This window comes from Arthrobacter zhangbolii (genome assembly GCF_022869865.1).
Classification (GTDB): Bacteria; Actinomycetota; Actinomycetes; order Actinomycetales; family Micrococcaceae; genus Arthrobacter_B; species Arthrobacter_B zhangbolii.
Map to the genome: position 1 here is coordinate 377562 of NZ_CP094984.1, position 25758 is coordinate 403319.

Annotated in this window: 17 protein-coding genes; 4 read left to right on the plus strand and 13 right to left on the minus strand. The window is 68.1% G+C overall.

Features of this window, described 5'->3' with window-relative positions; all coding sequences use genetic code 11:
- The first annotated feature begins 59 nt into the window (after nt 1-59).
- The gene (locus MUK71_RS01900) at nt 60-1610 is read left to right on the plus strand and encodes an MFS transporter (protein WP_227929353.1); all 1551 of its coding nucleotides are present in this window, start codon (nt 60-62) and stop codon (nt 1608-1610) included.
- On the opposite strand, the gene MUK71_RS01905 is transcribed toward MUK71_RS01900, so the two are convergent.
- A complete protein-coding gene (locus MUK71_RS01905) occupies nt 1611-2030 on the minus strand; it encodes a GNAT family N-acetyltransferase (RefSeq protein ID WP_227929354.1) in 420 nt (139 codons plus the stop codon).
- A gap of 92 nt (nt 2031-2122) precedes the next feature.
- The gene (locus tag MUK71_RS01910; protein WP_227929355.1) at nt 2123-2719 is read right to left on the minus strand and encodes a LysE/ArgO family amino acid transporter; all 597 of its coding nucleotides are present in this window, start codon (nt 2717-2719) and stop codon (nt 2123-2125) included.
- 69 nt (nt 2720-2788) lie between these two features.
- Here MUK71_RS01910 and MUK71_RS01915 point away from each other — a divergent pair, with 69 nt between their 5' ends.
- On the plus strand, nt 2789-3655 hold the full coding sequence (locus MUK71_RS01915; RefSeq protein ID WP_227929356.1) for a LysR family transcriptional regulator ArgP: 867 nt from the start codon (nt 2789-2791) through the stop codon (nt 3653-3655).
- A gap of 159 nt (nt 3656-3814) precedes the next feature.
- Here MUK71_RS01915 and MUK71_RS01920 read toward each other — a convergent pair whose 3' ends face one another.
- The 6 genes from MUK71_RS01920 to MUK71_RS01945 form a co-directional block, all read right to left on the minus strand.
- A complete protein-coding gene (locus MUK71_RS01920; protein ID WP_227929357.1) occupies nt 3815-4612 on the minus strand; it encodes an Fpg/Nei family DNA glycosylase in 798 nt (265 codons plus the stop codon).
- A gap of 32 nt (nt 4613-4644) precedes the next feature.
- On the minus strand, nt 4645-9531 hold the full coding sequence (locus MUK71_RS01925; RefSeq protein WP_227929358.1) for an ATP-dependent helicase: 4887 nt from the start codon (nt 9529-9531) through the stop codon (nt 4645-4647).
- 69 nt (nt 9532-9600) lie between these two features.
- Nucleotides 9601-10275: a DUF4232 domain-containing protein gene (locus MUK71_RS01930; protein ID WP_227929359.1), complete on the minus strand. Its 675-nt coding sequence runs from the start codon at nt 10273-10275 to the stop codon at nt 9601-9603.
- A 96-nt stretch (nt 10276-10371) separates the two neighbouring features.
- Nucleotides 10372-11097, minus strand: coding sequence for a YcnI family copper-binding membrane protein (locus MUK71_RS01935; protein ID WP_227929360.1), 726 nt, complete (start codon nt 11095-11097; stop codon nt 10372-10374).
- Between the two features lie 70 nt (nt 11098-11167).
- The gene (locus MUK71_RS01940; RefSeq protein WP_227904963.1) at nt 11168-11779 is read right to left on the minus strand and encodes a hypothetical protein; all 612 of its coding nucleotides are present in this window, start codon (nt 11777-11779) and stop codon (nt 11168-11170) included.
- A gap of 111 nt (nt 11780-11890) precedes the next feature.
- A complete protein-coding gene (locus tag MUK71_RS01945; RefSeq protein WP_227904966.1) occupies nt 11891-12346 on the minus strand; it encodes a 23S rRNA (pseudouridine(1915)-N(3))-methyltransferase RlmH in 456 nt (151 codons plus the stop codon).
- Between the two features lie 156 nt (nt 12347-12502).
- Here MUK71_RS01945 and MUK71_RS01950 point away from each other — a divergent pair, with 156 nt between their 5' ends.
- A complete protein-coding gene (locus MUK71_RS01950) occupies nt 12503-13369 on the plus strand; it encodes a patatin-like phospholipase family protein (protein WP_227904969.1) in 867 nt (288 codons plus the stop codon).
- A 22-nt stretch (nt 13370-13391) separates the two neighbouring features.
- On the opposite strand, the gene MUK71_RS01955 is transcribed toward MUK71_RS01950, so the two are convergent.
- Entirely contained in the window at nt 13392-13691 is a 300-nt protein-coding gene (locus tag MUK71_RS01955; RefSeq protein WP_227904971.1) for a hypothetical protein, read from the minus strand.
- Nucleotides 13692-13854: 163 nt separating this feature from the next.
- Here MUK71_RS01955 and MUK71_RS01960 point away from each other — a divergent pair, with 163 nt between their 5' ends.
- Entirely contained in the window at nt 13855-14736 is an 882-nt protein-coding gene (locus MUK71_RS01960; RefSeq protein WP_227929361.1) for a manganese catalase, read from the plus strand.
- A 117-nt stretch (nt 14737-14853) separates the two neighbouring features.
- On the opposite strand, the gene MUK71_RS01965 is transcribed toward MUK71_RS01960, so the two are convergent.
- From MUK71_RS01965 to MUK71_RS01980, 4 genes are all read right to left on the minus strand, one after another.
- On the minus strand, nt 14854-16839 hold the full coding sequence (locus MUK71_RS01965; RefSeq protein ID WP_227929362.1) for a serine/threonine-protein kinase: 1986 nt from the start codon (nt 16837-16839) through the stop codon (nt 14854-14856).
- Between the two features lie 73 nt (nt 16840-16912).
- Nucleotides 16913-21292: a type VII secretion EssC family protein gene (locus tag MUK71_RS01970; RefSeq protein WP_227929363.1), complete on the minus strand. Its 4380-nt coding sequence runs from the start codon at nt 21290-21292 to the stop codon at nt 16913-16915.
- Between the two features lie 62 nt (nt 21293-21354).
- Nucleotides 21355-22698 (minus strand): hypothetical protein, encoded by a 1344-nt coding sequence (locus tag MUK71_RS01975; protein ID WP_227929364.1) that lies wholly within the window; start codon nt 22696-22698, stop codon nt 21355-21357.
- Nucleotides 22695-25571 (minus strand): hypothetical protein, encoded by a 2877-nt coding sequence (locus tag MUK71_RS01980; RefSeq protein WP_227929365.1) that lies wholly within the window; start codon nt 25569-25571, stop codon nt 22695-22697. Before MUK71_RS01980 ends, MUK71_RS01975 begins: the two co-directional genes overlap by 4 nt.
- Nucleotides 25572-25758: the final 187 nt, after the last annotated feature.

Below are 25758 nucleotides of genomic sequence, written 5' to 3' on the forward strand. Positions count from 1 at the left end.
CAGGGCCATGCCCAGGGAAGTTCGGCGGGATCGATGCCGAGAGGCTGCGGAGCGGGTTATTGGAAGACACGCAGTTTTCCGCCGGACCCGCTCCGCATCCGCTGTGGGTGGTGCCACACTGGGGCCATGAGTCACCGCGCAGGGTGCAGCCGGCAAGCAGCATTCGCCCCGGTCCACACGTCTGGTCGTTCATGAAGCCGGCGGGCAAAGCCGTCGTCGCGCTGATTGCGTGCTGCATCGCGCAGTTCGTCCTGACGGTCAACGGCTCGATCGTGAGCATCGTCCTGCCCGACATCGCGAAGGAGTTCGGCTCCTCGATGACGATGCTGCAGTGGACGGTCGGGGTCTACGTCCTCGCATTCGCCTGCCTCCTGACAGCGGCGGGCAACATGGCGGACCGACTCGGTCGCCGTCGCATCCTGCTTGCCGGACTCGCCGTCATCCTGATCGGCTCCGTCGTCTGCGCGCTGAGTCCCGATGTTGTCGTGCTCATCGTCGGCCGCGTCGTGCAGGCCGTCGGCGCAGCCATGCTCGCCTCGTCGGGGCTCGCCGCCGTCTCTGCCCGGTCGACCGACACCGCTGTGCGGGTCCGCGCGATCGCGTGGTGGGCCGCGATCGGCGGCGTCGCCCTGGCCGCAGGACCCTTCATCGGGGGCGTCGTCAGCGAGTTCTTCGGATGGCGCGGCGTGTTCTGGATGAGCGTCCCGGTAGCCCTCATCGGCCTGGCCCTGGTGCCAATTGCCGTCAAGGAGTCGCGCAACCCCTCGCCGCTCCCGTTCGATGTCGTAGGGCAGCTACTGGTGTCGGGGTTCCTCGCCGCGCTGGCCTTCGCGATGATCGAGGGCACACAGCTGGGCTGGACCTCTGCACCGATCCTGATCTCGCTCGGGGCCGCGGCCGTCCTCCTCATCGTCTGGCTGCTGCGTGCCCGGCGCCGCCCGGATCCCCTGATCCCGCTCCGCCTCTTCGCTGACCGCCCTTTCGTCCGGGCGTCGCTCACCTCGATCATCGGCTTCGCCGCCGCCGCCGGGTTCTTCTACATCGCCCCGCAGTATCTGCGCTCGATCCGCGGGGAGAGCGCGCTGGAAGCGGGCATCTTCCTCCTTCCGCTCGCGATCGCCGCACTGGTCTCTGCCCAGCTGTCCGGGCGGATCGTTGCGGCCGGTCGGGCGGGGCAGGACCTGGTGGCGGGTGGAGGGATCATGGCACTGGGCTCGGTGATGCTGCTGCTGTGGTCGGACGGCTCGCTGTGGGTGGAGGCGGCGTCGTTCGTGGTCTTCGGTTTCGGCTACGGACTGCTCAACGATCCGCTCAGCGTGGAGGAGCTCGCAGCGCTTCCCGACTCGGAGGCGGGTCTGGCCTCGTCGCTCTTCTCGACGTCGAAGCAGACCGGTCAGCTCTTGGGCATCGCGGTGGTTGGCACGATCCTGTCCGCAGCCTCGGCGGACTTTGCGAACGCCTACCGCCACGTGGGCGGGTGGGTCTGGATGGCGCTGCTGGTCTGCAGCATCGCTGTGGCCGCCCTGAACATCCCGTCCCTTGGCACCCGTACGAAGACGGCTCAGGCCCGCACCACCACGGCCCCGGACAACAGGCCTCGCACGTCTTGATTACAGGGTCAGGGCCATGCCCAGGGAGTCCGGCGCGGTTTCGAGGAAACCGTGCCGGGCATACAGGCGCCGTCCGGGCGGATCCGCCATCAGCGTGACCCAGGCGCCGGCCGGGGCTTCGGCCCGAATTTGGGCCAGCAGCTCGGTGAGCACGCGGTCGCCCAGTCCCTGCCGCTGGTGGCCGGGCAGCACGGCCATATCCGCAATATGGAAGTACCAGCCGCCGTCACCGATCACCCGTCCCATGGCCACCGGCGTCCCGGTGGCTGTTTCGACAATGTGGACGGCCGCCCAGCTGCCGGGTAGAGCCGCCCGGGCCTGGTCCGCACGCTTCGGGCTGAGCCCGGACTCCGCGCGCAACCGGAGGTAGGCCTCCACCGGAGGGGCGGTATGCAGCAGGCGGTACGGTTCATCAGTCATGGAGGAAATGCTTCCACGTCCGCCGGCCCGGACGCCGTTTTATTACGGGGCGGCACCGGGCTGCGGCGGTGCCGGACCCTGCCGGGGTTTCCTCAGCCCAGCACCAGCCGCGCGGCCAGGACCAGCATGACAATGCCGATCAGCAGGTCCACCACCTGGCAGGTCCTCGGCCGGTTCAGCACACCGGACAGTGAGCGCGCGCCGTAACCGAGTGCCGTGAACCAGAAAAGGCTGCCGACGGCGGCGCCCGCGGCGAAAGTCCATCGGGCGTCCGGTCCGTACTGGTTCGCCAGGCTCCCCAGCAACACCACCGTATCCAGGTAGACGTGCGGGTTCAGGAAGGTCAGCGCCAGCGTGGTCAGGATGACGGTGCCTTTGCTGCGCGGCGCCTGGGCGGTCAGAGCCGAGGGGCGCAGGGCAGAAACCAGGGAACGGATACCCCACCAGGTGAGGTAGGCCGCGCCGCCCCAGCGGAGGATCTCCAACGCTGCGGGAAAGCGGCTCACCAGCGCGCCGATCCCGGCAGTCCCACCGAAGATCAGCAGTGCGTCGCTGATGATGCACAGGGCCGTGACGGTTCCAATGTGCTCCCGGCGCAGACCCTGGCGCAGCACAAAGGCGTTCTGCGCCCCGATGGCCACAATCAATCCCAGTCCGGTGACCATGCCGGTTGCCGATATGCTCCACATGCTTCCAACGTAGTTCTCCGATGCGAATCAGACCAACGATTCTTTTTCAGGATGCATTAGCTTTGCTTCATGAACTTTGAACATCTGCGTGCCCTGTCCGCCGTCGTCGAGGAGGGAACCTTCGAAGCGGCCGCGGACCGGCTGCACATCAGCCCCTCGGCCGTCAGCCAGCGCATTAAGGCGCTGGAAAACGCTGAGGGGCAGATCATGGTCCGGCGCGGAGCACCGTGTACCCCCACGGAGCCCGGGGCCGTGCTGCTGAGGATGGCCCGGCAGGTGCAGCTGCTGGAATCCGAAGCGCGGCACACACTGGCCGGCGGATCATCCACCCGGGCCACGACGCCGGTGGCCGTGAATGCGGATTCCCTTGCCACCTGGTTCCTGCCGGTCCTCTCGGATGCAGCCGGCTGGACCGACAGCACACTGGACCTGCATGTGGAAGATCAGGACCACAGTGCCCGGCTCCTGCGCAGCGGCGACGTTATTGCCGCCGTCACCGCCGAACCGGCCCCGGTGAACGGATGCCGGGTCCAGCCGCTGGGGGCCATGCGCTACCTCCCGGTGGCCACGCCGGAACTCCGGGAACGCTTTACCGGAGCAGGCGGGATCGACTGGGAAGCGATGCCCGTGGTTCGGTTCAACGCCAAGGATGAGCTGCAGCGCCGGTTCCTGCGGGTCCGCGGTACAACGGGGGATCCGCCCCGGCACACCGTCCCGTCCTCTGAAGCGTTCCTGGCTGCGGTCCGCGCCGGACTGGGCTGGGGCATGCTGCCGGAACTGCAGTTGGGGACAGACCTCGACGACGGAGCGCTGGTGCTGCTGGACGGCCGGGCCCATGAGGATGTCCTGCTGTACTGGCAGGCGTGGAAGCTGGACTCGGAGCGGCTGGAACGTATCGGCGCCTCCGTGCGGCGGGCCGCCCGGCACCTGAGGTAGCGGCGGGCACGAAACCTTCCAACCAGCGGGCCCGGCTGCGTCAGGACTGCGGATTTTCGACCACTTTGCGTCTTTCCGGCGTGTTTAAACCGGTCGGAAACACCCGAACCGGTCGGAAACTCAGGAACCGGGCGGAAACTCAGGAACCGGGTCGGGAAACTAACCCCGCAGGGGCTGGCAGTGCGGGCAGTAATACAGGTCCCGCAGCTCCAGCTCGTTGTCGCCCAGCAGTTCGTGGGCCACCTTGGTACCGCAGCGCAGGCAGCCGCGCTTCTCCCGGCGATAGACCCACAGCTGGTCCCGGCCCGCAGCACCGGTGGTGATCCGGCGGGACCGGTTCTTGTTCGCCTCGAGCAGCCGTTTGGACAGGTCCACCAGCCGGGACAGATCCGGCACCTGGGACACAGGCGTTTTCGGATGCACCCCGGCCAGGAAACACAGCTCGCACCGGTACACGTTGCCCACCCCGGCCATGATCCGCTGGTCCAACAGCGCCAGGCCAATGGGGCGGTCCGGTTCGGCCCGCAGCCGGCGCAGCGCCTCTTCCGCATCCCAGTCCGGACCCAGCAGGTCGGGCCCCAGGTAGCCCACGGCGTCGTCCTCGTCCTTCCGCGCCACCACGCGCAGGAAGCCCAGGTCGAAGCCCACTATTTGGTGCGTGGCGGTTTCCAGCACGGCGCGGGCCTTAAACGCGGGCCGTCGCCACTTCCCGCCGCGGGGGTATACGTGCCAGAGGCCTTCCATTTTCAGGTGCGAGTGCAGGATCCAGCCCTCCGCAGGATCGCCGCCGCGGATCAGCAGATGCTTGCCGCGGGAGACGACGTCCTGCACCGTGTCACCGGTGAAGTCGGTAGTGGCAAACTTGGGGACCCGGAGATCGCACCGGGTAAGCTCCTGGCCGGCCAGTGCGGCGTTGAGATCGCGGGCGGCCCGCCAGACGGTATCGCCTTCAGGCACGCCGTCTCCTTTCCGGATTCCGCAGGGAAGTCTCAGACACGGTACCGCAGCCCCTTGGGAGTGGTGTAGAAACCGGCGGCGGTCAATGCCCGAGCTGCCTCGGTGTCCAAGATATCCGCACCGTTGACCTTCTCGATGGCCATTTTCTCCGCGGCACCGCGCCGGATGATCTGGACCAGGGCGGCGGCGGAGAGCTGCAGCAGCTCCGGATCCTCCGTGAAGGTCAGCAGGGTTTTCCCGCCGCGTTCGGCATAGAGGGCCAGGTTGCCGTCCACCAGAACCACCAGCGCGCCGGCCTTGCGGCCGGGCCGGTGCCCGCCGTCCAGCGACGGCCAGGGCAGGGCGGCGCCGTACGGGTTGGCCGGGTCCGTGGCAGCGAGGGCGACGGCGGCGGGTTCGGGGGCTTTGAGCTGGGCGTCTTCGGAGAAGGACCGCAGCCGGTCCACCGTAGCGGGAATGGCAAACTGGGCCGCACCGAGCTGTTCAATGAAGTAGCCGCGCCGGCACCTGCCCATTTCCTCCAGCCGGGCGAGGACCCGGTAGAGCAGGGCAAAGCCGCCCACGGTTCCCTCGCTGGCCACCGAGCCGCGCGTGACCACACCGTAGCGGTCCAGCATCAGCTCGGCGGTGGCGTGCGCATGCAGGGTGGCGTCGGCCTCCACGGGCGGAAGCAGGCTCCAGCGTCCGGCGACCAGCGGCGGGGCGTTCCGCAGCGCCGCAGCGGCCGTGCCTCCGGCGGCAAGGCGCATTGAACTGCCCGTGAGCGAAGCGCCCGGTGCCCGGCCCAGCCGTCCCATCCGCGCGGTGCGTGCCCGCGGGGTGGCAGCCCGCTGTTTATGCGCTGTTTTCCCGCCCGAGAGCAGGGAACGCACCGGCGTGAACGTGTCATTGCTGATCTGTCCCGCCCAGGTGAGTTCCCACAGGGCGGAGACAATATTGGCATCGGTTTCTGCGGGCCCTACCGCTGCGAGGGTATCGCTGAGCTGGCGGAAGAAGTACGCGCCGCCGTTGCCCAGGATTTCCAGCAGCCGCTGGTGCAGGGCACCCGGCTCGAAGTCCGGAGACGGGTTCAGGGTCAGCGGGGCGTTCTCCGCCAGGTGCAGGGCTATCCAGCCGTCGTTGCCGGGCAGGGACCCGTGGCCGGACCAGAGGACCTCGCCGGTGGCGGTCAGCTCATCCAGCATGGCCGGAGCATAGTCCCGCACCCGGGACCCGAGGATCAGCGGCTCCCAGGCCGATGCCGGAATGGGCACGCCGGAGAGCTGGTCAATTACGGTGGCCACGCCGTCGAGCCCGCGCAGCCCGGTTCCCACGTTCTGCCACACGGGAAGGAACCGGCCGTAGGTGGCGGGGTCCACCGGTTCCACCTCGGAACGCAGTGCCGCCAGCGAGCTGCGCCGCAGCCGCCGCAGCACCTCCACGTCACACCATTCGGTGCCGCCCGGGGTGCCCGGGACGGTGACGGTGGCGGCGGGAGTGGAATCCACGCCGTCGTTGGCGTCCAGCAGCAGGGTTTCCGCCGGCCGGAATTCGCCTTCAGCCACCCGGCCTTCGCCCGCCAGCCGCTGCAGGGTGCCGGTCACCACCGCAACACCCAGGCCCAGCCGCGCCGCAGCCTCGGCCGCGGTGAAGGGGCCATGCGTGCGCGCGTAGCGGCCCACCAGGTCCCCCAGCGGATCCGCCACCGGCTCAATGAAGGCGAGCGGAACACCCATGGGCAGCGGAACACCCAGGGCATCGCGCAGCCGGGCGGCGTCTTCAATGGCGGCGTACCGGGTGGTACCGGCCATGCCGATCTTCAGGGCACGATTGGCGCGGACCAGTGCCTCCAGCAGCTCCTCGGCGTAGTCCTGGGATGCCGGTTCGGGGGTGCTGCCTTCCGGGCCGGGTTCCGCAGGCTGCAGCCGGGCAGCCACCTCGGGAACGGACAGCGGACCGAGCAGGCGCAGCAGGTCGGCCACGCCTTCCAATCCGCGGACCTTGCGGTCCGGAGCCAGGCGCTGCAGCTCCTGCTCGATCCGGTGAATGATCCGTGCGTCCAGCAATTCGCGCAGCTCGGCCCGGCCCAGCAGCTCATTGAGCAGCGTCGGGTCCAGGGACAGGGCGGCGGCCCGGCGTTCGGCCAGCGGGGAGTCACCCTCGTAGAGGAAGGCGCCAACATAGCCGAAGAGCAGGGACCGGGCGAAAGGGGACGGCGAGGGGGTGGTGGTTTCCACCAGCCGGATCTCACGCCGCTCGATCCCGGCCGCAATGTCTTTCAAAGCCGGCAGATCGTAGACGTCCTGCAGGCATTCGCGCACGGTTTCAAGCACGATGGGAAAAGTCGGGTACTTCTTGGCGACATCCAGCAGCTGGGCGGAACGCTGCCGCTGCTGCCAGAGCGGGGTCCGCTTGGACGGGTTCTGCCGCGGCAGCAGCAGGGCGCGCGCCGCGCATTCGCGGAAACGCGAGGCGAACAGGGCGGACCCGCCCACCTCGGCGGTGACAATGGAGTCGAGTTCCTCGGGATCGAAAAGGAACAGCTCGGCGCCGGGCGGTTCATCCTCCATCAGCGGTACCCGCAGCACAATGCCGTCATCGGAGGCCATCGCCGAGCCGTCCAGCCCGTACTTCGCATGCAGCCGGGCCCCCACTGCCAGTGCCCAGGGCGCGTGGACCGGCATGCCGTACGGGCTGTGCAGGACCACCCGCCAGTCGCCGAGTTCATCGTGGAAGCGTTCCACCACCAGGGATTTATCGTTGGGCACCACGTCCGTGGCCTGCTGCTGTTCGCGCAGGTAGGTGATCAGGTTTCCTGCGGCCCACTCGTCCAGCCCGACGGCGGCCAGCCGTTCGCGGGCAGCGGCGTCCTCCGAGCCGGCCATTTCCCGGACAAAGGCGCCCAGGGCACGGCCGAGTTCCACCGGCCGGCCCAGGGAATCCCCGCGCCAGAACGGCAGCTTGCCGGGCTGGCCGAACGCGGGGGAAACCAGCACCCGGTCATGGGTGATGTCCTCTATCCGCCAACTGGTGGCACCGAGTGCGAAAACGTCTCCCACCCGGGACTCATAGACCATCTCCTCATCGAGTTCCCCGACCCGGCGGCTGTTTTTGCCTTCGGAATCACCCACCAGATAGACGCCGAAAAGCCCGCGGTCCGGGATGGTGCCGCCGGAAGTCACCGCCAGCCGCTGGGCGCCGGGCCGGCCGGTGATGGTCCCTTCGGTGCGGTCCCACACAATCCGCGGGCGCAGCTCGGCGAACTCGTCGGAAGGATAGCGCCCGGAGAGCAGATCCAGGGTGGCGTCGAACGCGGAGCGCGGAAGGCCGGCGAACGGAGCGGACCGGCGGACGACGTCGAACCATTCCTCCACCTCAATGGAACCCAGGGCGCAGGCCGCCACGGTCTGCTGCGCCAGGATATCCAGCGGGTTGGCCGGGATGGCCAGCGGCTCGATCTGCCCGGCCAGCATCCGCTCGGCGGTGACGGCGGAATTCAGCAGGTCCCCGCGGTGCTTGGGGAACATCACGCCCTGCGAGATTTCCCCGACCTGGTGTCCGGCCCGGCCCACGCGCTGCAGTCCGCTGGCCACGGACGGCGGGGATTCCACCTGTACCACCAGGTCCACAGCGCCCATATCGATGCCAAGTTCCAGCGAGCTGGTGGCCACCACACAGCGCAGCCGCCCGGATTTCAGGTCATCCTCGATCAGGGCACGCTGGTCCTTGGACACCGAGCCGTGGTGGGCGCGGGCGAGGAGGGGTCCGTCGTCGTCGACCGCCAGGTCCTCGCGGCGCAGGACCGAGACCCCGGCCTGGGCCATGATCTGGGCCGGCGGACGGGAGGTTCCTGTACGCGGAGCGGGCGCGGCGTCGTCGGTCCCGGTGGCCGCGGCGGCTGCCTCCAGCCGGTAGGCGTGGATCTCGTTCAGGCGTGCGGTCAGCCGTTCGGCAAGCCTGCGGGAATTGGCAAACACAATGGTGGAGCGGTTGGCTTCAATGAGGTCGACAATCTTCTCCTCCACATGCGGCCAGATGCTCGCCTGCGGAGCGTAGCCGCCCTCCACGGTGTCCTCGACCGCCGGAGCGCCGCCCAGGTCCGACATATCCTCCACCGGAACCGTGACCGTGAGGTTCCAGTTCTTCTTCGACTCCGGCGCCACGATCCGCACCGGCGCATTGCCGCCCAGGAAGCGGGCCACGGTTTCATGCGGTTCCACGGTGGCGGAGAGCCCGATCCGCTGCACCGGCTTCTCCAGCATCGCGTCCAGCCGGGCCAGAGTCACAGCCAGGTGTGCGCCGCGCTTGGTGCCGGCCACTGCGTGGACCTCATCCACAATGACGGTTTCCACCTCGGCGAGGGTTTCCCTGGCCTGCGAGGTCAGCATCAGGAACAGGGACTCCGGCGTGGTGATCAGGATGTCCGGCGGCCGGGTCAGCAGGGCGCGGCGCTCATTCTGCGGGGTATCGCCGGAGCGTACGCCCACGGTGATGGACGGCGCCGGCAGGCCGAGCCGTTTGGCGGTCTGCGTAATGCCGATCAGCGGGGCCCGCAGGTTGCGCTCCACGTCCACGCCCAGGGCCTTCAGCGGCGAAATGTACAGCACCTTGGTTTTGCGTTTGGGTTCCTTGGCGCGCCGGGACCCGGAGACCTTGGTCTCGGCAGGCAGGGAAATGTCCAGGGTGGGATCTGTGTCCTGCGCCGCGGCGGCAATGAAGCTGTCCAGCGCCCAGAGGAACGCGGCCAGGGTTTTGCCGGATCCGGTAGGGGCAACCACCAGGGCGTTGGCGCCTTCGGACACCGCGTCCCACGCACCCAGCTGCGCCGGTGTGGGCGCGGCGAAGGCACCCTCGAACCACTCCCGGGTGGCTGGGGTGAACTTGCCGAGCACGGTCCGGGCCTGCCGGGACAGGGCCTGCACCGAGGACGCCGATGTCATGCCACCATTCTTCCCCACTGCGCTGACAGTTTCCCCGCCGTCGCGGCGGGTTTGGCTGCAGGCCGAATATCAGCGGGCCTGCAGAACCCCAATGTGCAGCAGCTCAATGTCCTGGTTCAGGCAGCCGGTGGAGGGGTAGGTGATGGTCAGGGACGCGGTGTCCTCCGGCGGGTACACCAGCAGGGAGGCGGTGGGCTGTACCTGGCACTCGCCGTACTTCTGTGCCACGGTTTCCTGCAGTTCCGCGGCGGCGGACTGGCCCGGGGCCAGGGTGACCGGAACCGCCTGGGTGCCTTCTGTCCGGGCAGCGGCTGCGCCCACCTGGGTGCCCGCCGCGTCAAGATAGGAGACGCCGGGGTAGCCGGCCAGCGTGCAGGAGTCATCGGCCGAGGTGTTGGTAAGCACCAGGGCACGGTACACACCGCCGCCGGTCGCACCGCCGGGGACGTCCTCCACCGCGCCGCTAAGTGTGCCCGCCGTGCAGGGGGCCGGTCCGGCGGCCGCGGTTCCGGTGCTGGGTTCAGCCGCCGGGGTGCTTGGTACAGCGGATGTGGAAGGCGCCGCGGACGGGGCGCTGGCGGTAGCGGTGGGGGAGGGGGAACTGGAACTGGACCCGGCGTCGTCGCTCTCCGCGGAACCGCAGCCGGTCAGGGTCGCTCCGGAAAGGGTGAGGAGAGCCAGCAGGGTGAGTGCCTTGCGTGCTGGGGCTGTGGCGGCGCGTGAAACGGCGGTTCGGGTGTTCATGCTCTCACCCTGTCCCGGCGCCGCGGGTGCGTCAATCCGCCCCGCTGGGCGGGGCGGAAAGACGCAAAACCGTTACGGGTTCCCGGGAAGAGGGTGTTAGGCCTTGCTGCGGCCCCGGGTACGGATCAGTGCGGTGACGCCGGCGGCCAGGCCAAGCAGCCCGGCACCCAGTCCGGTGTACCCGGCAATTGCGGCGGCCTCGGTATCGTCGTCCCGCTCCTCCGCATCTTCCCGGTCGGAGCCGGCAGGTGTGCCGTGGTCGTCACCGTGCCCGCCGTTGTGGTCGTCGTCGGCCTCCGTGATGGTTACCACCGGGGCAGGTGAGTCCAGATCGTGCGCGGACTGCCCCTCCGCGGGCACCTGCGCCCAATCGGTTTCGCCCTCGGTGCAGGTCTGCAGGACGGGGAAAGCCAGGGTGGCGCCCTCATCCTCCGGCAGCGTGACGCTGAGCGTAAAGGTGTCCCGCACGCCGTCGGCCAACGGGTCCTGGGCGGTGTACACCACGGCGCTGGTGCGCGTGCTGATCTGTGAGCCGTTGGGCAGGGTCCGGGGTTCGGAGAGTTCCTCGGTGACCTTTTTGACGTCCCAGCCTGCGTGCGCGGTGGGAGTGGCATCCGTCAGCTCATCGGGAAGCGTGAAGGTCAGGGCCGTGGTGGGGGAGCCTTCGCAGCCGTGCGAGAGGTCAAAGGTGAGCAGGGCCGTGTCGCCGGCGCCCGTGGTGTCCGGAGTGACGTGGACGTGGGCAGCGGCAGAGCCGAGGCCCAGGGTCATCAGGGCGGCGGTGCCGCCGGCGGCAAGCAGGGCAGAGGTGCGGGTACGCATGGGTAAGCCTTTCAATGGCGCGCAGGGGCGCCGGGAGCCGCAGATTGCGGCAAGGGATAAGGAAAAGGGTTTAGGCCAAGGCGTACGACGGCGGTCCGCGCACCGGGCGGGCGGGGCAGTGCCGGGAGCGGGCCCGGCCGGGCGTCGGTGCAGGAACGGCCGCGGGGCGAATGATCCGGAAGGTGTGGGGCACCGGAGCGGTGAACAGCGGGCGCAGCCAGGCCGCAGCTGCGTGCAGCGCATCTTCGCCGCGGGCCAGTGCCAGAGTTGTGAGGACCACTGCCGCAAGGTGCGCCAGGAACAGGGCGGGGCCGGCGTCGTGCAGGCCGTGCCCTGCCGCAGCAGGTACGGCCGCCGGCAGGCAGTCCAGCACCGCGCCATGGTGGCCGCCGTGCCCGGGCCCGGGAGTGCAGGAGACGGGATTGGCCGGCGTGAGCAGTGCGAAGGCCTGGTGCAGGCCAAGCTGGGCGGCACCGAGCACCAGGAACAGGCGCCCCGGGCGGAACCTGCGCCCCGCCGTGGCTGTGACGCCGGCGAGCGTAAAAGCGCCGAGGGCGAACAGCAGAACGGGCGCGGGAAGCGTTCCGCCCGCTGCCGTGTGTGCACCCACGGCCAGGGCCAGGATTACTGCGGTGGCGGCTGCGGCACGCAGCAGCCGGAAGGGGTCAGTGCGCTGGGGCATGGCTCCCTTTCCGCTCCTGCCGGCTGCGGCGCAGGGCCAGCCGGACTGCTAAAAAAACTGCCCCCAGTTTACCCCGGTCCGCTGCCCGGTCCGGCCGGATGTGAGGCGTGCCTATTCGTGGTGATAGGGGCGGCCGCCGGCAATTTCCTGCGCCCGGTAAACCTGCTCGGCCAGGATCAGCCGGACCAGCTGGTGCGGGAAAACCAGGGGGGAGAGGGACCAGACAAAGTCCGCCCGGTCATGCACGCTCTGATCCACACCGTATGCTCCGCCGATGATCAGCGTGACGTTGCGGGACGAGTCCAGCGGTTTCTGCAGTGTCTTGGCCAGGGCAGGGGAAGTGATGGCCTTGCCGCGCTCATCCAGCAGGATCACATAGTCGGAGCCCGCCTTGGCCAGCAGCCGCTCGGATTCCTCCTTGCGGGCAGCATCCCCCTCGCGGGCCGAATGCGGAATGGGAACCCAGGTCAGGTCGAAGGGCTTCTTCAGCCGCTTTTCGTACCGCCGAATACCGTCAACCACCCAGTCCTCGTGCTTGCGGCCCACCATCAGAACTCTTAATGCCATAGGTCCATTGAAGCCCGGAACCCCGCTCCGGAGGTAACCGGAGGAACCGACCGCCGGTATGTCCCGCCCGGCGGTGAAGGGGCTTACACTGCCCAACAAGGAAGGGCCGGGGAACTCCGGCCTGTCTTCGACGGCGGAAGCCAAGGAGGAATGACCATGCGTTCAACGCGTGCCGTGGTGCTGGGTGGCGGCGGAGTTGCCGGCATCGCCTGGGAAATAGGACTGCTGGCGGAACTGCTGGATCTGGGGGTGGACCTGAACGAGGCGGATCTGGTGGTGGGAACCTCGGCGGGGTCCGTGGTGGGCACCGCCCTGCGGTTCGGGCAGGTGCCGGCCGCCGTGGCCGCGCAGGAAACCGCTGAGGACGGGGCCGGCGCCGAGGACTACCGGGAGCCCGACTCGTTCGACGGTGAGCGGTTTATGAACATCATGGCCGCCGCCGGGCAGGGCGGCGGCGGGGAAAAGGCCGCCCGTGCACGGCTGGGCCGGTTGGCCTTGAAGGCCGACACCCAGCTGACCGAGGAGGCCTGGGTGAACAGCATCAGGATGCTGGTTCCGTACCCGGCCTGGCCGGAAAAAGCCCTTGGCGTCACCGCCGTTGACGCCGAGGACGGCAGCTTCACGGTGTTCGATTCAGGGTCCGGCGTAGACCTGGGGCTGGCCGTCACCGCCAGCTGTACGGTTCCCACGGTGTGGCCACCGGTGCACATCAACGGCCGGGTCTACATGGATGGCGGCATGCGCTCGGGGACCAATGCGGACGTCGCCGCCGGACACCACAAAGTCCTGGTGATTTCCTGCGGGTTGGAGGCACCGCAGAGCCCGTTTGGCCCCACCCTGCCGCAGGCACTGAAAACCATTAGCAAAGATGGCAAATCATTCCTCATCGAGGCCGATGCCCAGGCGCTGCAGGCTTTCGGCACCAACATGCTCCTGGACTCCACCCGCAAACCGTCCCTGGCTGCCGGCCGGCGGCAGGCGAAAGAGATTGCCGACGACGTCCGGCGCTTCTGGGAAGACTGACGCCCAGGCGGGCTCGCCCCGCCTAGCGGCCGTCGGCGTCGACGTCGGCTTCCAGATCGGAGCCCGGCTCGATGACCACCCCGTCTTCGCGCTGTTCAACGCCGGCACCCTGTGCCTGCTCCCGGTCCGGTCCAGCTGAAGGGGCAGGGGCGCCCGCCGCCTCTGCCTCTTCGCGTTCCTGAATGTGCTTGACCAGGAACTCCAGTTCGTCGCTGTACTGCTGCAGCCGGTCCGTGCGGGTCTCGTTGGCCAGGGCCAGGACCAGCTCCGTCTGGCGGTTGCGCAGCTGGGCAAGGGTGGGCTGTGATCCGTTGTTGTCCATGTGCTTCATCCTACAAAGGCCAGCGGTCGATGCGGAGATGGCCGGATGGGCTTTAGTAAGTTTGCTTAGTACCTATGGGTTGGGCTAGTTTTCTGTCATCGGCCTGCTGGTCGCCACGTCTGGCGTCCTAATCCGATGCGGGCCAGATTTGCGGAGGTGAATAGTGTTCTTCCATAAGCAGGAACTTCAGTTCAAGGCCACACCGGATAAGCCGGATGCCGTCTACGCACGCAAACTCCAGGAAGTGCTCGGCGGCCAGTACGGGGAAATCACCGTAGCCATGCAGTACGGCTTCCAGTCCTGGAATTCACACCTTCCCGGCAAGTACCGGGATCTTCTCTACGGCATTGCCGCTGAAGAAATGGGCCACGTTGAAATGCTGGCCATCATGATCGCCCAGCTGCTCGAAAAGGCACCACTGGGGATTACGGACGACGCCGTCCAGTCCGACCCGACCATCGCAGCCGTGGTGGGCGGCATGGATGTGCAGCACGCCATTGTGGCCGGTGCCGGCGCCCGTCCCGTGGACAGCAACGGCAACCCGTGGACTGCCGGCTACGTGACCGCTTCCGGCAACCTGCTGGCCGACTTCACGGCCAACGCCAACGCCGAGATGCAGGGCCGTCTGGCCGTGGCGCGGCTCTACCACATGACCGATGACAAGGGCGTGCGGGATCTGCTCTCCTTCCTGCTGGCCCGCGACACCATGCACCAGAACCAGTGGACCGCAGCTGCGAAGGAACTGCAGGAAGAGGGCTACGAGCTCCTGCCGGTGCCGAGCAACTTCCCGATCAAGAAGGAAGAGCGTGAAGTGTCCTACCAGTACCTGAACTTCTCCGACGGCAAGCACGCGTCCGAGGGCTCCTGGGCCTCCGGCCCCACCCCGGATGGCAAGGGCGAGTTCAGCTACCACGAGGGCCCGACGACGACGGCGCCCATGCCGGATGTCACCCGCCCCGATGCGCGCTACTACGGCACCACCGATGTTCCCAATGTGGTGGAAAAGGTAGCTGGCACGGTTCAGGACAAACTGCACCGCGAGTAGCTGCGTCGTGAGTTAGCGGGACGGGGCCCGGAGGCCGCAACCTGGCCAGGTGGCGGCCTCCGGGCCCCTTGTGCCTGCGGGCGCACCCCGGCTGGAACGCCATCCGGCCGGCGGAACCTACTCGCCCGAGCTTTCGCGCGAGGTGATGCTGAAGGCGGGGGACTGCAGCTCGGTGAAGTTGCCGACGCTGGCCCGCACCGTGCACTGCGGGGTGATCTGCAGGGCCGTCACCGTGAGTCCGGAACTGTCCACTGCCAGCGCCCCGCCGCATCCGTCGGAGAATCGCAGGCCTTCCTCGCCGCCGGTGACCGCGGTGAGCATCTGGGAGGGCCTGCCGGAGGCAGGGCTGACGTACAGCGGGTTAAGCTCGTCGGCGCCGCCGGCCCATACCGGAAGCAGAGTGATTTTCAGGGGGCTGGGCGTCACCACGCGGGCCGGGGTGCGTACTTCCACGCCCATCAGGCGCTGGGCGGGGTACGCGGTGCCTTTCACATCGGGATCCTGTGCCGCTGCGGCTGTGGCCTCGGCCCCGGCACGCAGCCACTGATCGAATGCCTGCTGGTCAGCCGGTGCCACCGCCACTTCGGCGCTAACCTCCACTGATCCTCCGGCCGGAACCTCCAGATCTGAGAGTTTCCAGCCGCACTCCACGTCCAGGCCGGTAATGGAGGCCTGGTTCCGGCTCACCGCAGCACCCTCCCAGGTGACCACGGGGCACCCGTCAGCTTCGGCCAGTCCCGGAATGACTTCAAGGAAATCACCGGATAAGGGGGCCTTCTGTGCCGCATAGGCGAGCGTAAGCCGGACCTTCCCGCTGGACGGCTCGAAGGATGCACTCCGGGAAATGCTCAGGCCGGTAGGCATGGCGGTTCCTGCCACCTGCGTGGAGAGGCGCTCGGCGGCAACTGCGGTATCGGCTTTCTTTCCGGAAGGCGCGAGGACCACGAACCCAACCACCATTGCAACGAGGAGGAGCACTGCAGTGCCGGCAAGAAGCAGTGCCTTGCGGGTTCGCCAGAACGGCGTCTCCACGGGTTCCGCGGCTGCGGCGGACTCGGAACGGGAGGAGAGCTCGCGGCGCGGCATGGGCCGGGCAATGGTGGCATTGCCTGCTTCCCCGAGTTCGGGCACCACGGTGCTGACGCCCTCCGCCGGAGGTGAGGCCAGGTCCGTGAGGTCCGCGTCCGAAAACGCGCCCCGGACCAGGGTGGCGGGGCGTTCGATCTCGTCGAACTCGGTGGGGGCCTCCCCGCGTGGCAGGGGAGCCTGATCCGCCAGGCGGGGCGCGAGGCGGCGGAGTTTAGCGGCGGCTTCGGGGGCGGTGGGCCTGCCGACCGGGTCCTTGGACAGCAGCCCGTCCAGGACGGCCCAGAGCTCATCATCCACCGGGATCCGCGGCGGCCGGGAGGACACATGGCGGTAGGCGACGCTGAAGTCCGGTCCGGGACCGGCAAACGGCGTGCGGCCGGCAAGGAGCTCGTAGAGGAGAACCCCGGTGGAATACACGTCACCGGCCGGGCCGGACCGCCCACGGCTGATGAGCTCGGGCGGCATGTACTGCGGCGTGCCGATCAGTCCGGTGGTCTCGCGGATCCGTTCACCCACCACATCGGCAATGCCGAAGTCCGAAACCCGGACGTCGCCCGGGGACCACTGGGGCCAGGGCTGGTCCAGCAGGACATTGTCCGGCTTGATGTCACGGTGAGTGATGCCCTTGGAATGGGCGGACGCCAGTGCGTCGAAGACTTCGGCGGCGACGGTAAGTGCGTCCGCGGGCCGGAGCGGACCGACGTCTTTCACTACTTCGCGCAGGGAGCCGCCGGCCACGTAATCCATCACGATGGCCAGGCGCGAGCCCTCCACCACCATGTCACGCACGGTAACAATGTTGGACCCCTGGAGTCCGAGCAGCACCGACCGTTCACGGACAAACCGCTCTACCAGCGAGGGATCATCGGCATGTTCGGGGCGCAGGATCTTGGCAGCAAACGTCCGGCCTTCGGTGGACGTAACCGTCCAGACCTCGCCGGCAGCACCCGAGCCCACGCGCTCGCCGAAGCGGTAGGACGCTCCCAGGGCCTGGCCCGTTTGTGCCAATTGCATGCCTTACTCCCCAACGCTGATGTTCTGTTTCCCCAAGCACCGCCACATTTCCCCGGCCCGCTGCATGAGCGGGCTAGGAGCCGACCCCGGCGCTGATCGACTGGATCAGCGCCATCCTGCCGCCGATTCCGATGTACCCGCGTCCGGTGGTGATGGCCACGGGGGCCTTCCGCGGGAGCATGCCGCCCAGCAGCTCGCCGTCGTAATCTACATCGGGTTGCAGCAGGACACCCAGCCGGGATTTGCGCACTGTCTTGGTCCAATGACTGTACAGCCCGCGCAGATCCGCTGAGCGTCCCGCCGCGATGACACACAGTCCGGCCTGCCCGGAGGCCACCACGCCGCCAATGGACTGATCGGCGTCCTCGAACCGCTCGGCGTCGTCAATGAGCAGGAACACCGGTCCGCGCTCGAGCCGGAGCGAAGCCAGCAGGGCGGGCACTTCGTCCGTGCCGACGGCGACCCGGTCCAGGTCCGCGGAGGCCAGTGGAGAGCGGCGGTCACAGATGCCCCACACCTGCGCCGGCCCCTGCGGCGTGACCGCACCCCGCAGGGCGCCGGCCAGGGCCAGCAGCAGCGTGGACTTTCCGGAGCGGGCCGGACCTGCAATCAGGGCGTGCTCACCCTCATAAATCTCCAGGAAGGCGGGGGAGAAATCAGCTTCCTGCATACCCACCGGGATCAGCCAGGGCTCGCCCTCCAACTGCGGCCGTGCGCCCAGCTCCTCCAGCGTGATGTCTGAGGGCAGGCGCCGGATGGCCGGAGCCTTCGCGGGCACGTCCCCCCAGATCTGCCGGACCCGTTCCACTGCCGCTGCTATTCCGACGGCGGGGGTGGCAACATGCATCTGGAGCGTGTTCCGCGGATCCACGCAGCGTCCGGGAAGGGGAGCGGGAATCGCTTTGCCGCGGATGCCGAGGGAGGAATAGTCGTAGGTGTCCGCGAGGCGGAAAAGCCAGCGCTGCAGCGTCACTTCGTTCATGGCGGTGGGAACCGCCTTGGCGCGGGTGGTGGAGACGGCGAAGGACAGGCCCAGGGCAGGGCCGTCAGCGTACGCCCGGTACAGCAGGTCCAGCAGCTGCTGGCCTTCATAGTCCTGGAACTCATCACGCAAAGACGCCAGGCCGTCCAGCAGCACCACGGTGCGGCTCTTCCTGCTCGGATCCGCGCGGCGGGCCTCCATTTCGGTGTGCAGGTGCCGCAGGAAGCGGGCCTGCTGCTCCTTGGCGCCGGCGCCGGTGCCCACATAGGCCACGGTGTGCGGCAGGTCCTTGAGCACTTCGAGCTCCCGTGAGCCCATGTCCAGGATCATCAGGTCCAGATCCGCCGGGTCCGTGGAGCTGGCCAGGGTCAGTGCAATGGAAGCGAGGGTAGTCGTGGTGCCGGAACCGGCCACGCCCAGGAGCATCAGGTTTCCGGCATTCATGTCCCACCCGGAGGGGGACTGGCGCTGCAGCTCCGGTTCGTCCATCAGGGTGACAAGGACCGAGGAACCCTCGACTCCGCCCACCGCCGGGACGGCGGGGTCTGTGGGGGTGGCCGTCGTCGTTCCATCCGGCGCGACGTCGTCGGACCCTTCGGTTTCACCCCGTTCGGTTGCACCCGGTTCGGTGCCGGCCGGATCGTTACCGGTCTGGGGGAGGAAGCCCGCGAGTTCCACGCGTTCGCCCAGGGCTTCGGGCCAGACCGGCCGCGGCGGGGCGTACCCGGCATCGGCGTTGGCCTCGACAATGGCGTCAATGAGCAGATCCAGATCATTCTCGTCTGCGACGGCGGAGCGCGGCGGTGCGGGCGGCGGGACCGGGACGCCGAACGGGCCGATCTCGCGGACATCCACCGCGGGTCCGCCGCCAATCTGCGCGCGTCCGGTGACCAGTGCGGTCTGCACGGGGGTGATGTCATCCTGGCCCAGTTTCACGTAGGCACGCCCCATCTGGGCCCGGCCGATCGCCGAGGCGTCGGGGACACCGATGACGTTGTTGGAGTCTTCACGGCTCTGCACCCGCAGGGCCACGCGCAGGTTGGTATTGGCCAGGATGTCGTCATTAACGACGCCGGCGGGCCGCTGCGTCGCCAGGATCATGTGCACGCCCAGGGTACGGCCCACGGCGCCCACGCTGACCAGCGCCTGCAGCACGTCCGGGAAGTCCTTGGCCAGCATGGCGAACTCGTCAATCACCAGCAGCAGCCGGGGCATCGGCTCGGCCGGGTTGGTGGCCATGTAGGCGGGAAGGTTGTCGATGCCTTCGCCGGCGGCTGCGAATACCCGCTGCCGGCGTTCCATTTCGGCTTCCAGGGCCTGCAGGGCGCGGTCCGCGAGCTGTTCGTCCAGGTTGGAAATGGTGCCGATGGTGTGCGGCAGGCGTTCACACGCCTTGAACGCTGCACCGCCCTTGAAGTCGATCAGGATGAAGTTCAGCCGGGTGGGGTCATTGCGTGCCGCGAGGCCGGCTACGAATGAGCGCAGGAATTCGGACTTGCCGGATCCGGTGGTGCCGCCGACGAGCCCGTGCGGGCCGTCCTTGACCAGGTCCAGGCTCAGGGCCCCGTCCTCGCCGGTGCCGATGGGAGCGGATATTCCGGTGGGTGCGTCCCAGAGCCGGCGGATGGCCGGGGCGTCGGGCTGGCTGTAGCCCAGCAGGTCGGGCAGCCGGACGAGGGGCGGCAGTGAGGCGCCGGGGACGTTGAGTTCCGGATCGTCGAAGTGCGCCACGCGCATGGCGCAGCGCAGGGCTTCCTCGTGATCGAGCCCGGCCAGGATGACATCTTCAACGCGGGTGAGGTCCTCGGGCTGATCCAGTGTGGCCGCCGAGTCTTCCCCCACCCTGATGATCGAGGTGCAGGAGGCAGGCAGCTGTTCCTCCGACGTCGCAATCACGATCCCGGCGGCCCGGGACGGCCGGTCCTTCGGGTTGACGTGCGCTCCGGGCGCGGAGCGGCCCATACCGAGCAGGGCGCGGGCGGGGGCGTCGCGCCCTTCGGTGAGTACCTCGGAATCCAGCACCACCAGCAGGGCCGGGGTGGGCAGTTCCTCAACGGTGTCCTTGAGCGCCCGCAGCATGGCGACACTGGTTTCCCGGTGGGAGGACATCCACCGCTGGCCATTGCTGCTCCCGGCCTGGCGCGTATGCGGCAGCCAGGAGGCCCATTCCCACTCCTCGGCCCGGCCGGCGTCGCAGAAGACGCCCACGGTCAGGTCCGCCGGACCCACATGCACCGCGGCCTGGACCAGCAGCGACCGCGCGAGGGCGAGTGCACCCTCGCGCGGACCCACAATGCCCACCACGCCGGCGTCGGTCAGGTCCACCAGAACCGGCGCGGCGAGCAGCCGGGCGGCGGCCAGGGATTCCTTGACCTTTTCGTCCAGGCGGGAGGATGCGGCGCGGTCCACCTCGGGTTTCCACGGAACGTCACCCGTGCCGGCATGCAGGGCGAGGAAATCGTCCGCGTCGGCCCGGCGCTGCCACAGGGAGGTGGCAGGCAGTGCGGGGCGGCGCACCACCGTGGCGGGATCCGGGATCATCCGGTGGCGGCGGGCCGTCTCCGCCTCGGCAGCCGTGCGGATCTGCTGCTCGAATTCCTGAATCGCCCCGGTGAAGCGTTCGTCCTCGTCCTTCAAACCGCGGGTGTGCCGGCGCTTTTGCTCGAACCACATGCCCACGGCCATGACGGGGCTCAGCATGGCAAACATGGCGAAGCGCATATCGCCCAGGACCGCCACCATCACGCCCGCCATCACCAGCGGTGCCAGCACCGTAATGTAGCTGAACTTGCTGGCGGGCGGTACGTCCTTGCGGGTCGGCGGCACCAACGCGTCCCCGGCGGGGGCCTGCCCCGGGCGGGGCGGGCGGTTAAACGGTGCCGTTGCTGCCGGAGTGAGGTTGTGCAGGCTGCCGGGCGCCGGGGCGGGGGTTTCGTCCAGCGAGCGTCGCAGGAGAAGAACGGTGCCGCCGGCGGTGACGGTCGCGGTGTCTTCCACCAGGATGCCTTCTTCACCCACGGGCTCGCCGTTGACCAGGGTGCCGTTGGTGGACCCGCTGTCCAGGACCCGCAGCCCGTCCTCTTCCCGCCGCAGGCGGCAGTGGTCCCAGGAGGCGCTTTCGGCCGGAAGGGTCAGGTCCGCGTGCGGCGACCGGCCAATGAGCATTTCCCGGCCCTGCGGGACACTGGTCACGCTGCCGGCGCTCTTGCCGCCGGCCAGGGTCACGCTCCACCCGCGCACCCGCGGTGTGGACGGCCACGGTGTGCGGGCGATGCGGCTGCCTTCGAGCAGCACCAGTTCGGAGACCGGGGTGGAACCGGAGACCTCGGACTCGTTCAGGAACACTGCCTCGTCAGGGGCAAGGCGCGGCCCGCCGGCCGTCTCCACGAGGTCTGCCAGCGTGGTGGACGGGGCGGCGTGCGCCACTTCGCACTCGAAGCGGCGCTCGTCCAGATCGATCAGCAAACGCACCGGGGCGTTCCTTCCATTGAGGAATGGTGCCCCGTCCGGTTAGACGGGCCGGGGCCGGGGGGTCAGGGGGCTGCCGGGGAGGGTACCCAGACGAGCCGGGGAGCGTTCGCGTCCGCCGGGCGCAGGCCCAGATCCTGGGCGGATGCATGGACGGGGACCGGTGTCACGGTCAGCGCCAGCGGGCTGGTGAAGTCCAGAGCCGGTCCGGCCAGGCCCTCGCCCGGGCCCAAGGACATGGTGCGCAGCGCATCGGCGACCTCCGCCGGTTCGTTGCTTTCAGCCTGCGCTGCCGCACGGACCAGCGCGACGACGGCGTCATGGCTGGATGTGTCGGCCGCCCACGCGGACTCCGCCAGCGGAGCATCGCCGGTCAGGTTCCTGACCTTGGTATCCCCGGAGGCCAGGCGCACGGCGGAGAGGAAGGCGGACATGCCGCGGCCCTGGGCATCCTGCTGCAGGGCTGAACCGTCGCCTCCGGGCGGTGCCAGGGTGACCAGCTGACCGGTGGCGGCCCCGTCCAGTGTGGCGAGTTCGGCGGCGAAGGCCGGTGCATCTGCCCCATTGGGCAGGACCAGCGGCACGGAGACATCCCGTGCCTGCAGCGCCTGCACCAGGCGGGCCAGCCGCTGCGGTGTGGCGGCAGAAACAACGACGGCGTCGGCCGGGTTGGTGATCCGGACGGACTCTGCGTCCGCCGGGGCCCCTTCCACCGGCGGAAGCGGCTGGTTGCCGGTCTGGATGGCGGCTTCCTGGGCCAGGGCCGTAACGTCCTCAAAATCCTGGAGATTCAGGGCCTGAGCCGCCTGGACCGTTGAGGGAACAGGCCCGCCGTCGTTGACCACCAATATGCGGGACTTTCCGTCCAGTGCGGCGGCGAGAGCTTCTTCCAGTTCAACGCCGGAGGCCTTGGTGGTCCAGGTGGAGTCCGCGGGATCGGAAGCCTCGGCGTATGGCAGGATGGCGGGCAGCCCCAGCTCCTCCGCGGCCTTGGCTGCTGCCAGTGCCTGCGGGCCGGTACTGGTCACCACAATGCCGGAGACGCCGTCTTCGGCGAGGGCGCGCACCGCTTCGCGGGCGCCTTCTTCCGTCCCCCGGTCATTCATGGGCGAGAGTGTCACCTCGGCGCCACTCTGGCTGAAACGGTGGGCGGCCACCACGGCGCCCTGTGCGGCGCCGTTGTATTCCGAGCCGGGTTCGCCGGAGGACCCGTACGTCAGGACAATTCCCAGCGAGAAGTCCTTCGCCAGGCCGTCAGCGTCCAGCGCCACGGGAACCGTGGCAGCCACCGGGTCGGTCTGCGGAACTTCCTTGGGCCGGTTCAGGGTGACCGTCAATGCGATCACGGCAGCGGCAACAACTGCCACCCCTGCGATGAGCAGGGTCATGAGGCGGGTGCGGGGGCTCATTCGCCGCCGCCGATCCGCAGGGTGTACAGGGTCTGCGACGACGCGCCGGCCGGCACCTCAAGGTGGAACGCCGGCAGTGCGTCCACAGCAGTGAGTGCGGCTTTGAACTGCGCCTGGCGGAGCAACAGCCCGTCCACGTCGCGGGAACGGATATTGGCATACCCTTCCGCGTTCTGTGCGGCCAGGGCCAGCTGGTAATCGGCCGTATCCGCCTTGGCGGCGCTGGTGGTCATGGAGCCGAGCAGGCCGGATCCGTTGACGGTCCGGTCACCCAGGTCCAGCATCACCTTGTTGAGGCTGGAGGAGAGGAGCGCGTCTGCACCCTCCACGTCGCGGGTGGAGCCCGAGGTGCTGGAGGCAATGCGCTCCAGGGATGCCTGGGTGCTCTTGGCCAGCGCGCCGGCCAGGGCACCGCTTTCCTCCTGCAGCTCACCTCGCTGCTTGTCCACGGTGTCGCCCGCGTCGCCCACTACCTGGTCCGACGTGGATTTCAGGCCGGAGATGGAGTTGTTGAAGGCGGTGGTGACGGAATCGGTGCTCTTGTCACCAACGGCGGTGACTTCCCGCACCTGGCCGTCTACAGCTTCCCGCACGGCTTTTGCAGTGTTTTCCTGGACGCCCTCCAGCGATTCTTTGATGTTGTCCCCGAGTTCCCGCTGCTGCTTTTCCAGGGCTTTAAGGTCGGTGCTGACTCCGGTATAGGAGTCGATGGCGATACCGAGCTCCGTTTCCAGCGTTATAAGTCCGGCATCGGTGTCGTCGTAGCGTCCGGTGGCGGCGCCGTCGAGGGCCTTGACTGCCTTGGTGACGGCATCCAGCTTGGCGTTGGTTTCATCGAAGGACTTGTCCAGGGCCGTGAACGCCTGGTTGATTGCTGCGTCAGCATTCTTCGTGTCCACCTGGGCAAGGACGTTGTTCCACGCTGTGGACTGGTCCGTCAAGCGTGTGTCCATGGGCTCAGGGAATCCGATAGGACGTCTGAGTTCCTCCCCTTCAACAGCGCCCCCGCAGGGAATGGACGTCAGGTAGGAGCGTAGCTTCTCTACCTCTTCTGCGGAGAGCTCTCCAAGCTTGGGTTCTTCGGGGTTCCTTTCCATGAGCTCGCATAGCTCTTCGGCGAGTGCCGCGTTCTGGTCAGTCATCGACTGATCCAAAGGAAGACCGTTAATCAACTCACCGTTGGCGCCCCTGGCTGTGGTCCGGATAGTCGTTAGCTGCGCCCGCAGTCCCTCGATGCTCTCCTTCGCTGCCGCGGACGCTTCTCGGGAAGCCTCCACCGATGCCTTGGCTGCGTCGATCGCGTTAGTTACCCCCTGCAGCGCCGCGTTGTAGTCCTCAGCCGGCTTCGCCCGGTCCCGGAGGGCGGCCAGTTTTTCGCTCACCTCTGCCAGTTTTGCGGCGGAAGCACCGTGCTTCTCAATGGCGCCAGTGACCAGATCCGGGTTGAGCTCCTCCACCAGATCGTTGCCGCTCTCCACGAGGCCGATCAATTCCTTGGAGATGGTGTCGTTGGAGTTATACAGGGAGCACGTGATGGAGACTGCGCCCTCTTCGCCGCTCTCAGCCTCGGCCGCACAAACCTCAGCGGTCGGCTTCTCCGGCCCGATGGCAGTCCGCATGTCCGCCACAACCAATTCGCGGCAGTCCGCACTGACCGTTGCGTAGGCGTCCAGCTGCGAGGCCATGGTCAGGATGCTGCCGTACACGGTGCCGGCCTGCTCCGGTTTCGTGACGACGGCGGCACAGCCGTCTTCGCTGATTTCCGCGGGCGGAGGCGTAGCGGAGGTATCGCCGAGCATGGAGTCCACCGCGGCAACGGTCTGCTGCAACTGGGCCATGGTCACCGATTCGGTGCCCTTGGTTGCGGTTTCCAGATCAGCGCCGAGGGAGGTGAGCTGGCTCTTCAGGCCGGACATGGTTCCGGCCAGGGCCTCGGAGTTGTCCCGGAGCTCGCCGGCGGTCTTCACGCCCAGGGTCTGGGAGGTGGTTTCGAGGTTCTTTCGGACTTCGGTGATGGTGGCACCGGCCTTGATCAGCACGGTGTTGACGTCCGATACCAGGGAAATGGTGCGGGTCTGCAGCTCCATTTCGGAACCGGCGCCGGAGGAGAAGGCTCCGGCGAGCACACCTTCTGCGCTCATGTTGGTGCTGATGCCGGGCTGGACGGCCACGTCAATGGCGGGGACCTGGAAGTCCTTGACGTCGGCGACGAGGCGCAGCGTGGTGCTTGCGCCGGAACGCGGCGGTGCCAGCACGGTGGCCCACTGGACGACGGCGGCGCCGTCGTCTGCCCGGCTCAGGACGCCGTTGGTGCCCAGCGTCCCGTCAGCGGAGCCGGGGGTGATGTCATCCACCCGCACGCCGTCGAGCTTGGTGGAGGCGGCAATGGTCAGCGGAGCGCCCACCAAAGCGGTCTCGGAACGGGTCTGGCCCGCGGCGTCGTATTCAATGACCTGGGGCTTGACCGTCAGGTTCTCCACCGTCAGGTTGATCTCCACCGGGCCGGTATGGCCCTGCAGCTCATCGAGGTCGGAACCGGATTTCTCGCCGGCACGGTATTGCAGGCCCACACGGACGGGAAGTTCACCGACCACCTCTTCGGCGGTGTACTCGGTGTCTTCCGCGGAGGACGCGCCGTCGGCGGCCACCGAGATGGTGGTTCCCTCGATGGTCTGTACCCCGGCTGCCGGAGACAGTCCCACGTGCACGCTCTGCAGGAGCTTGACCGGGTTGGATACCGGTTCCGGCTCATCCTCCGGGGTGCACGAAGTTGTGGCGATCAGCGCCGTGGATATAAGGACCACGCCCAGCAGGCGACTCCGTGCGGTTTTACGCTGCGGGTTCGGCAGGTGGGTTTTAGTTTGTCTGGGCATGGTGAATCGTCCCCTCATCCGTTCGCTGTGCCTTGAGCATCATAAGGGCTAGTTGCTAAAAAACAACCATTTTGACTCTGTTTACTTGTTATTCAGTCCACGTCGCCACATCCGAATCGGATTATCAGCTCCTTGTCGGGTTCATGAGTTGTTGGTAGGGTTCCGTCCGTCCGGTCACCGGCGGTTA